The sequence below is a fragment of the Mucilaginibacter sp. P4_D1 genome (assembly GCF_056401935.1).
Map to the genome: position 1 here is coordinate 125,693 of NZ_JBFUIJ010000017.1, position 13,255 is coordinate 138,947.

Sequence of the window (13,255 nt, forward strand, 5' to 3'; positions counted from 1 at the left end):
AAATAGCCAATGTTAGCTAAAATAGGATAAAACCCGTCCCGATTTTATTCATTTTCGTATCATTGCAGCCCTTCTGTTAAATTTCACATGGCCATCTTCGTGTTCAATATTAACCTTTAGGCGTCACTTAAAAGAGTTATCGAGTTTTTCGAAATTAATAAACCGTTGTTATAATAAAATAATAATTATCTTGGAATAGAATCTATTATCATGACAGAAAAACAAGCTGCATTTATGGGGTATTTGTTAGCAAGACTTGGATTTGTCATGGATGATCATTCGGTTATCTATTTAGATTATTTAGGAAGAATTGCCAATATCTATAAAAAACTGGGGGCTATTAAAAAAAATGATTTATCAGAAAATGACCCCAAAAGCCGATATTATATTTTACAAGACGAATTTTGGGTGCCGGAAAGTTTCGGCATAGTAGACCTCCTTTATTTAGAATATTCCTACAAAAGAAAGTTAGCTTTCAATGAAATAAAGTCAAGTAGTAAATATATCTCAGCTACGGATTTAGCAAATTACACTTACTGTCCAGTTGGTTACTCAATCAGTAAATCATTCACGATTCCTATTAATATTTTAGCAGAAAAAGGAGTAGATTTTCATGAAGAGCATCGATTAATAAATAACCATAATAATCAGGATAAAAAAGAAGGGTATAGTAAAAGGTATATTAACGACGAAAACCAATTGTTTTTTGATGAAATAAACTCATCTAAACTTATATTTTCTGGACATAACGGAAGTGTAAATAATTATTTTATAAATGATGAAAATGGATTTATAGGGCAGCCCGATTATATTTTAAAAAATACAAAAGACCAATTGTATGTTGTCGAAGAAAAATTTAAGCCGATTAGTAGTAAAGAAATTCTTTTCTCAAATAATCACAAAATCCAACTAGCCGCATATATTTACTATTTAAGTCAATACAAAATTGAATATGGATACTTGGTCTATTGGACTTACAGTTTTTATAACAATGCTTCTTCAATTGAAGAATGTCATGTTCTAAAAATTGAACGAAATCACAGTATTAAAAATTTTCTAGACAATACATTCAACAAGGTAAGTGAGTTTAACATAAGGAAATTTGAAAACATCAATTTAGAAAATATCAAGCCCAAGAAGTGTGCAAACTGTGTACATACAATCATATGTTCACATAAAACTAAAAGAAGAGACACTGTGAGTTTGCCTTATGATAAAAAGTATTTTGAGTTAATCCAAGCGCCGTATCCTGAAATATTATCTAAAGATAATATGAAAACTCAATAATTAATAGGTGATTTTTGTTCTTATATCCACTTTTACTATGGCACATTTTCCGGTACAATACTCCACGTTATCTGCCATTGCATTAAAAAATTATATCGGGGCTGCCTATGGCCTGCGGTTAATTAATTGCAGGTTTTTATTGCGCGGGGTAAGCGACACCTATATCATCGAGGCAATTGATGCCAAATATGTACTGAAGATCTACCGCGAACAACACCGCCCGCACGATGAAATACAAGGGGAAATTGAACTGCTCAATTTGTTGAAAAATGGCGGCGCAAATGTAGCTTACCCTATAACCGCTATCGATGGCAGCCAGCTGCAACAATTCGACGCGCCCGAAGGTGTCCGCTACGGTATCCTGTTCTCGTACGCCGAAGGAGCCCCGGTTATGGATTTAAACGACGGGCAGTTAAAAACCGTTGGCCGGCAGATGGCCAAGGTGCATAACATCACGTCGGTGGTCCGCCTTAGCCATCCCCGCAGGGAATATAGTATTGAAACTACGCTTATCAATCCTATAAAAAGTTTTGAACCTGCTTTTAAGGATCTGCCTGATGAGTATGCTTATTTAAGAGACCTGGCGGGTAGGGTAGCGCAAAAGCTAAGCTTGTTGAATACCGCTAACTTTAGCTATGGCTATTGCCAGTACGATTTTTTGCCCAAGAACTTTCATTTTGATGATGCCGGTAATTTAACATTTTTCGATTTCGACTTTGCGGGCAAAGGGTTGCTTGTTAACGACCTGATGTCGTTTTTCGTCCATTTTTTTATGCACGTGTATACAGGCATGTTAACGGACGAAGAAGCCGGCCGCATGTTTGCCGTTTTTGTGGCTGCATACCGTGAAACAAGAGCCATTAGCGACGATGAACTCAAAGCTATCCCTTACCTTGGCGTTGGCTTCTGGATTTTTTACCTCGGGTTTCAGTATGAACATTTTGATGATTGGTCGAACTCGTTTTTTGGGCCGAAGTTTATTAAGGATAGGGTTGCGTTGATAAAAGTTTGGGTGGATAAGTATGGTGAGGGGTGAAACGCTGAAAAGACTCACCCGGCGAGGCTCCGCCCGCCACCCTCTCTTCAACCTGCGGTTGGAAAGAGGGGCTTGAATGCTAATTAACTCAAAGGAAGTTTAGATGTGAATACCTTTCAAAAAACAAAAAGTTATTTACCAATAAAGAGTGTTTTTTGTAAATTTAAAAATGTCGTCCATTACTGATTTTTGTAGAGAGTTACGTCGAAACGAAACCCCTGCGGAGAAATTACTTTGGCAGAGATTGAGAAACAGGAGAGTCTTTGCCCAGAAAATTCTAAGACAATATCCTATCGGAGTTCAATCAAGTACCAAAGGGACAATTTACTACATCGCGGATTTTTATTGTCATGAAGCAAAGCTTGTAATAGAAGCAGATGGACCTGTACATTTACTGAAAAAGGATTATGATCAAAACCGGGACGAGGTTTTAGCCAAATCAGGACTACAAATTTTGAGGTTTGAAAATGACCTGATTTTAAATAACACCGCGATGGTTTTAAATAAAATCAAAGCCTATTTATAGTTAATTACATCGTTAGTTTTCATTAATTATTCAAGCCCCTCTTTCCAGCCGCAGGTTGAAGAGAGGGTGGCGGGCATAGCCTCGCCGGGTGAGTCTTCGCCAGCGTTCAAAATGGATGTCGTGTACAAATCACCAATTCACTAACTCACTAATTCAATAATTACTCCTAACTTTGCCGTCCTATAAAACAAAATACTATGCAATATGATGTTATCGTTATCGGTTCGGGCCCAGGTGGCTATGTAGCCGCTATACGTTGCGCCCAGTTGGGTTTAAAAACGGCTATCGTCGAAAAATATAGTACCCTTGGCGGTACATGCCTTAATGTGGGCTGTATCCCATCCAAGGCCCTGCTTGATTCATCCGAACACTACCATAACGCTGCCCACACTTTTACCACCCATGGTATTAAGCTGGAAAATTTGGGTATCGATTTTGGCCAGATGGTAAAACGCAAGCAGGAAGTGGTAAATGCCAATACCAGCGGCATTAGCTACCTGATGAAGAAAAACAAGATTGACACCCACTACGGTGTAGGATCATTTAAAGATAAAAACACCATCACCGTTAAAAAGGCAGATGGTACCGAAACCGAGATAACCGGTAAAAATGTAATTATTGCCACAGGTTCAAAACCATCGGCATTGCCATTTTTAAAGATCGATAAAAAACGCATCATTACCTCAACCGAGGCTTTGTCGCTTACCGAAGTGCCTAAGCACCTGGTGCTGATTGGCGGCGGCGTTATTGGCCTGGAGCTGGGTTCGGTATATGCCCGTTTAGGTGCAAAAGTATCTGTAATTGAGTTTATGGATGGCATTATCCCAACTATGGACAAAGCCCTTGGCCGCGAACTGCAAAAAGTGCTGACCAAACTGGGTATGGAGTTTTACCTGGGCCATAAAGTAACCGGCGCTACCGTAAAAGGTAAAGAAGTGACCGTTACTTTTGATACACCTAAAGGCGAGAAACAAGAGTTAAAAGGCGATTATTGCCTGGTGGCCGTTGGCCGCGTAGCTTATACCGATGGTTTAGGTTTAGATAAAATTGGCATCACCGTTGAAGAACGTGGCCGCAAAATTACCGTGAACGATCACTTGGAAACCAGCGTTAAAGGTGTTTACGCCATTGGCGATGTAATTAAAGGTGCCATGCTTGCCCACAAGGCCGAAGATGAAGGTACACTGGTTGCCGAAATTATTGCCGGCCAGAAACCACACATTGACTATAACCTGATCCCCGGTGTGGTATATACCTGGCCAGAAGTTGCAGCCGTTGGCCAAACAGAAGAGCAGCTGAAAGCAGCCGGTGTAAAATATAAAACAGGATCGTTCCCCTTTAAAGCCAGCGGCCGTGCACGTGCCAGCGGCGACCTGGATGGTTTTGTTAAAGTACTGGCCGATGCCACTACCGACGAAATTTTAGGCGTACACATGATTGGCCCCCGTGCCGCAGATATGATTGCCGAGGCTGTAGTGGCCATGGAGTTCCGCGCATCTGCAGAGGATATCGCCCGGATCAGCCATGCGCATCCTACTTATACAGAAGCTATGCGCGAGGCTTGTTTAGCAGCTACGGAGAATAGAGCGATACATATATAAGTTCGGATTTCGGAATTTCGATTTCGGATTTTTGAATAAACGAAGGCAGGGACAATTTGGGTTGTTTCTGCTTTTTTATTTTACAGGAATTTTGATGGCGGCTTATGGAATTTTTGAATATGGGGGCATCTTATGATAAACGCTGTTTAAATGAAAACGCTATTGTTAGCTTGTACCCTGCTTTTCTCTATTACGGTAAAAGGTCAAATCAAGCTGGCTGAAAAATATGTTGATGATGGTTTAAATGAAATAACATGCATTAAATTTAAGCCTGATTTAATATTTGAATATGGTTATCACGTTTGTACAACAAATGATGATGCTGTTGGAAGATATAAATTGAATAAGGATACCATTGTTTTGTTTGCCTGCAAAACAACCATTGATACAACAAGTAATTCGCCATGGCAAATATATCCGGCTCCCTTTAAAACCTATAATATTCAAGGTTTAAGGCCTGATACACTGATAATAAAAGGGCATAAATTATATAAATTCAAAAACGGCCACACAATAAATGGTTATGAACGTTTTGAGTTAAATTATACACCTGCAAGAGGGGCGGGCTACAGGCGTAAATATTTTTTATTTGGCCCTTATCTATCTAAACAAATTGAACGCCATTACATGGTGGATGCCAAATACGTTAAGTGGAAAAAGCTGAAATGAGTGTAGCGCATGCAAGGTTTTTGGTGCTATCGTGCTTTGTATGGGTAACATCGATGTGGTTGCTGCTCAGTTTCTAAAGATATATTTTATAGACAAATCGTAGCTTGTTCGCCACTCGAAAGAGGCGTAGCCTCGGCCAATCTTGTAGCCACGGGTTTTAACCCGTGGAAAAAACGAAGAAAGCGATTGAGAGCCGTAGGTTCGATGCATATGAGCAATGCGTATTTATGGTTTGAACAAAATGAAAATACCTGAATTTACACCAAAATATGGGTCGTGCCGATGGCACTATTGTTGTCGTTTAGCCCATCATCCACGGGTTGAAACCCGTGGCTACTATATTTGCCGGGCCGATGGCCCTTAGGTGAAATTATGTAGAAGCTAATTAAAATCGAACACCAAAACAAAGCGTCATAGAGCCAGGTTTTTTGTTGTCATCTGTATTATAATGTTCACCGTTGTTAGTGGGGGCGGTCGTTATTGCCTGCCATAGTTTAATCCTGATTTGGAATAAACCCACTAATCATAATATCAGCTATGGCTGCAATTATTAATAAACCAGCTAAAGAAATGTACGATATATTCGATAGTTTTTTCATAGGCTTCATAAAATCCAGGTTTAGCTGATTTTTCGTGCTGTCGTCAGATATCTGTTTAATTTGCCTGGAAACATACAGGTTATTTATCAAAAAGAAGGTAACTGCTGCGTGTACTAAAAATACAGTTATTACTTTAGAGACAAATCCGAACTCGGCTTGCTCCATGGGGCCAATCGTGGTATGCCAACGTACCGGTTTGAGTTCTGTCGACCACACAACGTAAATGAAATATGCGATAAAGAAAACTACCGGCACAAGCGCATTCACGGTAAACCACTTTGCCCCATTAATTGCCTTGTTAAAACTGGTTGCTAAATAAGCCTGGTAGCCAACAATAAAACATGGATTAACCGCGAAGAGCAGGGTTGATATTGTTTTAATCATTCTATATGACTGCCAGGAAGAGTGAGGAATGTTATACATTTGGGACGCAATTATTGATGGCAAAAACAACAATATCAGCTGCCAGTAATTCAGTCGTATTTTCATGGATAAGTTTTAAGTTAATTCGGTAGTAATATAATCAATATCGCTATTGTCTGAACCTGAATTAAGTGAATTTTTTGAATGGGCGGAATTTAGCTGCAAGGGATTTTGAAATTCTAAAAATTCTTTAATTCGATAAACGGCGTAGCCTTCTTGAACGCCCTTAAAAACAAACAAAGGGTGAAAAATTCCGCTTCAGAAATTAGAGGCGTTTTAATTCGGTCTAAAAAAAGCCATGCTATCAAGTATTATCGATAGGATCACTCCGGCAGCAAACACGATCATTGCCATTCTTACCAATTTTTTCATCGGGTTTAAGTAGTCTTCACGAAGCCGGGTTTGTTCATCATTATCAGCAACTTTTTTAATTTGCCTGGCCACAAATGGGGTATTTATAAAAAGGAAGGTCAGTATGGCATGAGCTAAAAGTATTGCGATAGCCATCGAAATCGGGCTATAACGGGTTATTGTAATTGGGCCGTTAGCCTGATGGACGTTTATTGCCGTATATGGTTTAAATGTTAAGTATATCACGTAAAAAAAATAAGCGATATTAAACACCACCGGTATAAACGCGTTAACATTAAACCAGTCGGGTTTATTTAACCTGCTGTTATTAAAGCTGATGGCAAGATATGCCTGGTAGCAAATGATGAGGCATATATCAAGGCTGAAAATCATATTGGTCATCCGGAGATACGACCGATAGGTTATCTGAACATTGAGGGGTACGTGAAATATTTGCATCCCAACTATAATAGGCAAAAACAACAAAAATAACTGCCAGTAATTTAATCGTATTTTCATGGATAAGGTAATAAAACTAAAAAGGCAGCAATATAATCAATATCGTTGCTATTATTTTCGGCTAAATAATTCTGTTTCAGATAACAGTAGTTTATTGTTTTTGCAATACTTGTATTTTTTTATCGGCTGCCAATTTTGCCTCGTCATTGCCGTATTGTTTTACAAGCTTGTAGTAGTTTATAGCATTAGGTTTGTTACCCTGAAGCTCATAGCAATAGGCAATGTTATTTAATACAATATAATCATGTGGTGCAAGTTTTTCGGCTTTCAAAAGTTGTTCAACAGCATGCGGATAATCCTTTTTTATCATATAACTTATGGCTAAATTGGATAAGCTTTCTACATGATCGGGTTTGTATTTTAAAATTGTTTGCGCAATATCTCCCATATAGCCGGTATATTGGTCGCCCGCGTTAAAAAGTTGGATAACATAGTCTTGTACTGAACCAAGCATGAATTTTTCGGGGTCATCCAATGGTTTGTTATCTGTCCATAACCATTTAAAGTTAATGCCTTGGCCAAATTCAACAGTTTTAATAATCTCCCCGGTGAATTTTTCATAATCTTCCATCCGGCCAAGTACATAAACTTTACCAAACCGCATATCAAGCCGTGTGGGAAATTTAGCTATCGCCGAATCGATATATTTAAATCCCTGGTTTAAATAATTGATATTAAGCCCAGGCCGACTGCCCAGGTATCCGGCAACTTTGCCCGCGCTGTCGGTTAATTGAAAACTTTTGCCACCGGGTTGTTCTTTTTGCAAACTCAGTACCTCCTTTAAACCTTCAAGGGCATAGTAGTTATAAAAGGCCACGTACATTTCCGGGTCATTCGGTTTAGCTTTTTGCCAGGTATGCAATAATTTTAGTGTTGCCGTAGTGTCGCCTTTGCCGGTAAGTTCTCTGAAGGTGGTCCTAAAGTCCTGTGCAAACAGGGAATGTGTAAGGCAAATAAACGCGGCTATTAAAGGAAGCAATTTAGGTTTCATCGGATAAGGATTATATTTCTGCTGAAGTTAATAATCAATATCGTAAATAAAAACACCAGTATAAGCAGACTTTATATAAAGCTTTTTATACCGGTGTTTTAAAATGAGCAACGAAGTTTTTTGATCCTGTTGCTTTTGTGATCGTATTTTATACCGCTATCACATGTTTACCTTTTTTATAACCGATGGTTGCAAAATAGAAGATGAAAAGGTAGATAGGGATCAACATCATATAGGCTTCCTGTGCGCTTAATTTATCAACCAGTAAACCATATAACGGCGGGAAAACAGCGGCTCCGGCAATACCCATTACCAATAACGACGAGCCTATTTTGGTAAACCGCCCCAGTCCCGATAATGCTAAAGGCCATATGGCAGGCCACATTAAAGCGTTGGCCAGGCCTAATAGTGCAATACAGCCAATGGAAATATATTTGGGGGTAACCAATGCTATGATGGTTAACACCGCACCCAGTACAGCCGAGTAAACCAAGGCTTTTTGCTGGCTGATGTAACGGGGTATAAAAACAATGCCTGCGCAGTAGCCTATAACCATACATATAAGGGTACCCGACGCAAAGTATTTAGCTACCGACAGCGGGATATGATTGGCCGTACCATAACCGATGATAGAATCGCCGGCAATTACTTCGGCACCTACGTAAAAAAATAAAGCAATTACCCCCAGTATTAAATGCGGGAACTGGAATATACTGTTTTTACCCGAGTTGGCCGCTGCAACAGCTTCGTCTTCATGCTCGGTGTCAATTTCGGGCAGGCCCGAGAAAAATATCAGTACGGCTAAAACAGCCAGCACAACAACTATAATGATATAAGGTAATATTACCCTTGATGCCAGCTCGTTTAGCTGTACTATTTTTTCTGCCGGGCTAAGTTTTAGCAGGTTTGCACTAAAGCTATCAATATTGTTTAACACCAGTGCGCCCAGTGCTATTGGTGCCAGCACACCTGCACATTTGTTAAAAATGCCCATTATGCTCATGCGTTTGGCGGCACCCTCGGGCGGGCCAATAATGGTGATATAGGGATTGGATGCCGACTGTAAAATAGCCAGGCCCGTACCCTGAACAAACAGGCCGATTAAGAAAACGGCGTAAATGCGGGTGGTGGCAGCCGGGATAAATATAAGCGCGCCAAGTGCTATTACTACCAAACCAACTGCCATACCGTTTTTAAAGCCAAATAGTTTAAGCACCCATGCCGATGGTTTGGCCATTAACAGGTAGGCTATATAAAATGCACTGGTTACCAGGTAAGCTTCAAAATTATTAAGTTGACAGGCTATTTTTAAATAGGGTATCAATACCGAATTTAACCAGGTTACAAAACCGAAAATGAAGAACAAGGCCCCTATAATAAGAATAGGATTTATTGCCGATTTTTTGGGTGCCGATATTTCGGGATTGCTCATGGATGTCATTTTTTTATTTAAATCGTTAAGAAGTTAATTAAGTTTCTAAAATAATTAAAAAAGTTTAGCATTTGCAATGTTGGCGTTGAAAATTTAACAAATTAATATTTTATTATTGATTTATCGGTGCTTTTACTAAACCAGGTCAATGGATAGCACAATGGATATGAAATAATCGGGATATCACTAAAATACAACAATCCGATTTAAATTCCGAAATTCGGGCGCTTGCATTTTCAAATGAGGATATTAATAGTAAATAACACCCGCATCCCGGCGCCTAAATATGGCGGTACCGAACGTGTTATCTGGTGGCTGGGTAAAGAACTGAATCGATTAGGCCATGTGGTTACATACCTTGTCGCGCCCGGTTCAACCTGCCCTTTTGCCGAAGTATTGTTTTACGACCCTGCCGTTGACATTAACCAGCAGGTGCCCGACGATGTAGATGTGGTGCACTTTCACTTCCAGGTAAATGGGTTTAGCAAGAAGCCCTATTTGATTAATGTACATGATAACCCCGGCTTTGGGCAGCTGCTAAATCGAAACTCTGTATTTGTATCTGCCAACCAGGCATCGCGCTACGGCGGCGAAGCTTTTGTACACCACGGCCTCGACCCGGATGATTACCACAAGCCCGATCTATCAAAAAAACGGACACATGCCCACTTCCTGGCCAAAGCCGCCTGGAAAGTTAAAAACGTAAAAGGCGCTATTGATGTAGCCACCCAAAGCGGCAATAAGCTGATTGTGTTGGGCGGCACGCGCCTCAATTTAAAAATGGGGCTGCGGTTTACACCAAACCTAAATGTACGGTTTAAGGGCATGGTTAATAACGATGCAAAGGCTGCCGTGCTAAATGCTTCCAGGGCATTGTTGTTCCCGGTATTATGGCACGAGCCTTTTGGCCTGGCTATCATCGAAAGTATGTATTTTGGCTGCCCGGTATTGGGCACGCCCTACGGATCGCTACCCGAACTGGTGCTGGCAGAAGTTGGACTGTTAAGTAACCGTAAATCGGACCTGGTAAACGGACTAAAGGCTATAAATCAATTTAGCAGCCAGCATTGTTACGAATATGCCATGGATAACTTTATGGTACACACCATGGTACAAAAATATCTTAAGTTGTATGAGCGTGTATTAAATGGCGAACAATTGAATTTGGGCTCACCAACATTACAGGTTGCCAACACGGTAAAGTATTTGCCCTGGAATGAGTAGGCTATGGTTGCTATTTGTTTTTAACCGGCCATAATTTTTGATGTAAATCATTTACCATTTTGCTGAATTGGGTATCAAATACAGTTTCTGTCTTTCCTCCTTTTTTTAAATCGTAAATGTAAGGTACAATAACCTCCTCATCGCTAAATTTATTATCGTGGTTGGTATCACTGACAGTTTGCATCAAAACCTTGCCCGATTTTTCAATTAGTTCCCAGCTGTTCACATTACGATTATCTGGCGAGATCTGTCTGAAATTGTTCCCTTCTTTATCGGATATAAAAAGGTAGTCGGGGTCGTTGCCGTCGATTATACCGTTCCTGTCAAAATCATCAATAACTATCGAATAAAATATGTAGTTGCCTCTTTTTGATACATTTAATGAAGTCGGGGCAGCAACATCAGATGAATAGGAGTCAGAATAGCCGTACTCCCGGTTAGCATATGAGGTATTATAACTATTGATGATCATTTTACGCGCGGTATCTAACAAATGATATTTTTTGGTGGCTGTATTGTAAAATATGATATTCCAATACGTTTTTGAGCTTCCGCTGCTTTCAAATGATCCGCCACCATCATTGTTGGCAGCTGGCCTATTTACCAGTGGGTACATTACATTTTCTGAACTATCAATTAAAACAGGGTCTTCTGAATTTAATACAGCTATAATTGATTTAGCCGGGTTTGCAGCGGTATCGGCATAGTTTTGCGCATCTGTTTTTTGCGACCCGGAATTGCAGGCTGAAGAAAGAAGGGCGAAATATAAAGCAAAAGGTATTAAGAGTTTTTTCATCGGCTTAGGCAATTAGTTTTTGATAAATATAATGGTTTTGTGACGAATTGTAGGATTACCCATTTTCAATTGTTTTACTGACCATGTTTAATTTACGACTCAAGTAAAAGCAGGTGTCGGTGGCGAACTTGACAGTTTAAAACCTAAGATTGCCGGTTTTTCAGGCTGCTTTTTCTTGATTTTGACCAAAAAAATCTCCCTGTATTTTTTTGAAATTCTTTGTATTTTTTTTGAAATAAATAGTGGTTTTTTTGTGGAAAATTTGAATTTAATTGGGTTATTTTTAAGAGTTTGTGGATGAAATGGAAGCGGGTTTTAAATATAAAAGCAAACAGGTAAATTTGTATTGTTCGGGCACCAAAAAAAGGAGTTCTACTTCTGTTTTGCATGGTTAAGCATACACTGCTGCATGCATGTTTTATTTACCACTAAACCGAAATGGCAACTTTTGCATGCATCCATTTCATGTTAATTAAAATTCCGAAATTCGTCCCTGACAAATCCGAAATCGAAATTCCGACATCCGAAATCAACCGCCATGCTGCAAATACAGGAAAACGTATCACTTAAAAACTTTAATACTTTCGGCATTGATGCCCAGGCGCGTTATTTTGTGGAAATAGCCCACCAGGATGACCTGGTTGAACTATTTGCCGACCCGCAATGGCAGCAAACCGAGCGGTTGGTTTTGGGTGGTGGCAGCAATTTACTATTGGTTACAAATTTTGATGGCCTGGTTATCCGCATGAATATCCGGGGCATTGAACACCGCATTAGTCATAACGATGTATTTGTAGAGGCCGGCGGCGGCGAGGTATGGAACGATTTGGTAAACTTTTGCGTTGCCCGTGAATATGCCGGGATTGAAAACCTGAGCCTGATTCCGGGTTCGGTTGGGGCATCGCCTATTCAAAATATCGGCGCGTACGGTGTAGAGCTTAAAGATGCTTTTGTAAGCTGCAGGGCTTTTGAAGTTGCCACCGGTACGTTTAAAACGTTTAGCAAAGCCGATTGTAAATTTGGCTATCGCGAAAGTGTTTTTAAAAGCGAGCTGAAAGGGCGGTATATCATTGTATCGGTTAAGTTCCATTTATCCCTTATCCCGAACATCAATACCCAGTACGGTGCAATAGGGTTGGAGCTGGCCAGCCGCGGCATTACATCGCCTACTATAAAAGATGTATCGCGGGTAGTATCACATATCCGGGTATCTAAACTGCCCGATCCTACAACGATAGGCAATGCCGGTAGTTTTTTTAAAAACCCGGTAATAGGCCAGCAGGAATTTGAAGCAGTACACACTAAGTTCCCCGATGTAGTGAATTATCCGGCCGCCGACGGACAGGTAAAATTGGCTGCCGGATGGCTTATTGAACAATGCGGCTGGAAAGGAAAAACCGTTGGCCACACCGGAACGTGGAAGAACCAGGCGCTGGTATTAGTGAATCACGGTGAAGCCACCGGAGCTGAAGTTTACAACTTTTCGTCGCAAATTATAGACAGTGTGTACGCTAAATTTGGCGTTATGCTACAACGCGAGGTGAATATTATTAGTTAAGAAATTAAATTTTAACTAAATTTTCGATTTTGTTTTCATTTGTTTTCAATAAATTTTTTGCAGGAATATTCGTTTTAATATTCTGTGTGATGTTGATTTTTTGAGTATTTAATAGTCTGACAGGCAGGTTGTTGTTTGTTTAAAAAGTGTAACTCTTACACTTTTGTTTTGTTAGCCGGTTTTAAGGCCCGAAGTGGTGTTTTGTGCTGTATTTAATACAGTACTGGCACTATGCTTGCCTAA

General features: G+C 40.0%; 12 protein-coding genes. 7 read left to right on the plus strand and 5 right to left on the minus strand.

Going from position 1 to position 13,255, the window contains the following annotated elements:
• The first annotated feature begins 210 nt into the window (after positions 1-210).
• The 5 genes from AC1DV1_RS16610 (at position 211) to AC1DV1_RS16630 (ending at position 5,119) form a co-directional block, all read left to right on the plus strand.
• Positions 211-1,287 carry a hypothetical protein gene (locus AC1DV1_RS16610; RefSeq protein WP_477361143.1) on the plus strand — a complete coding sequence of 359 codons (1,077 nt, stop codon included), beginning with the start codon at positions 211-213 and terminating at the stop codon, positions 1,285-1,287.
• 37 nt (positions 1,288-1,324) lie between these two features.
• Entirely contained in the window at positions 1,325-2,323 is a 999-nt protein-coding gene (locus tag AC1DV1_RS16615; protein WP_477361145.1) for a phosphotransferase enzyme family protein, read from the plus strand.
• Between the two features lie 169 nt (positions 2,324-2,492).
• Entirely contained in the window at positions 2,493-2,849 is a 357-nt protein-coding gene (locus tag AC1DV1_RS16620) for an endonuclease domain-containing protein (RefSeq protein WP_477361147.1), read from the plus strand.
• Positions 2,850-3,046: 197 nt separating this feature from the next.
• A complete protein-coding gene (gene lpdA, locus AC1DV1_RS16625) occupies positions 3,047-4,450 on the plus strand; it encodes a dihydrolipoyl dehydrogenase (RefSeq protein WP_439694613.1) in 1,404 nt (467 codons plus the stop codon).
• Between the two features lie 150 nt (positions 4,451-4,600).
• Entirely contained in the window at positions 4,601-5,119 is a 519-nt protein-coding gene (locus AC1DV1_RS16630) for a hypothetical protein (RefSeq protein ID WP_477361149.1), read from the plus strand.
• A gap of 494 nt (positions 5,120-5,613) precedes the next feature.
• Here AC1DV1_RS16630 and AC1DV1_RS16635 read toward each other — a convergent pair whose 3' ends face one another.
• The 4 genes from AC1DV1_RS16635 to AC1DV1_RS16650 all read right to left on the minus strand — a co-directional run bounded on the left by AC1DV1_RS16635 (position 5,614) and on the right by AC1DV1_RS16650 (position 9,434).
• A complete protein-coding gene (locus tag AC1DV1_RS16635) occupies positions 5,614-6,207 on the minus strand; it encodes a hypothetical protein (RefSeq protein WP_477361151.1) in 594 nt (197 codons plus the stop codon).
• Positions 6,208-6,417: 210 nt separating this feature from the next.
• Complete coding sequence (locus tag AC1DV1_RS16640; RefSeq protein WP_477361153.1) at positions 6,418-7,011, minus strand: hypothetical protein; 594 nt, start codon at positions 7,009-7,011, stop codon at positions 6,418-6,420.
• A gap of 91 nt (positions 7,012-7,102) precedes the next feature.
• The gene (locus AC1DV1_RS16645; RefSeq protein ID WP_477361155.1) at positions 7,103-8,002 is read right to left on the minus strand and encodes a hypothetical protein; all 900 of its coding nucleotides are present in this window, start codon (positions 8,000-8,002) and stop codon (positions 7,103-7,105) included.
• Positions 8,003-8,150: 148 nt separating this feature from the next.
• Positions 8,151-9,434 carry a sugar MFS transporter gene (locus tag AC1DV1_RS16650; RefSeq protein ID WP_477361157.1) on the minus strand — a complete coding sequence of 428 codons (1,284 nt, stop codon included), beginning with the start codon at positions 9,432-9,434 and terminating at the stop codon, positions 8,151-8,153.
• A gap of 240 nt (positions 9,435-9,674) precedes the next feature.
• Here AC1DV1_RS16650 and AC1DV1_RS16655 point away from each other — a divergent pair, with 240 nt between their 5' ends.
• Positions 9,675-10,658, plus strand: coding sequence for a glycosyltransferase (locus tag AC1DV1_RS16655; protein ID WP_477361159.1), 984 nt, complete (start codon positions 9,675-9,677; stop codon positions 10,656-10,658).
• A 10-nt stretch (positions 10,659-10,668) separates the two neighbouring features.
• Here the strand turns inward: AC1DV1_RS16655 and AC1DV1_RS16660 are convergent, their stop codons facing one another.
• Positions 10,669-11,454, minus strand: a complete 786-nt coding sequence (locus tag AC1DV1_RS16660) for a hypothetical protein (protein ID WP_477361161.1) — start codon at positions 11,452-11,454, stop codon at positions 10,669-10,671.
• Between the two features lie 493 nt (positions 11,455-11,947).
• Here AC1DV1_RS16660 and murB point away from each other — a divergent pair, with 493 nt between their 5' ends.
• The gene (gene murB, locus AC1DV1_RS16665) at positions 11,948-13,012 is read left to right on the plus strand and encodes a UDP-N-acetylmuramate dehydrogenase (protein ID WP_477361200.1); all 1,065 of its coding nucleotides are present in this window, start codon (positions 11,948-11,950) and stop codon (positions 13,010-13,012) included.
• Positions 13,013-13,255 lie beyond the last annotated feature (243 nt).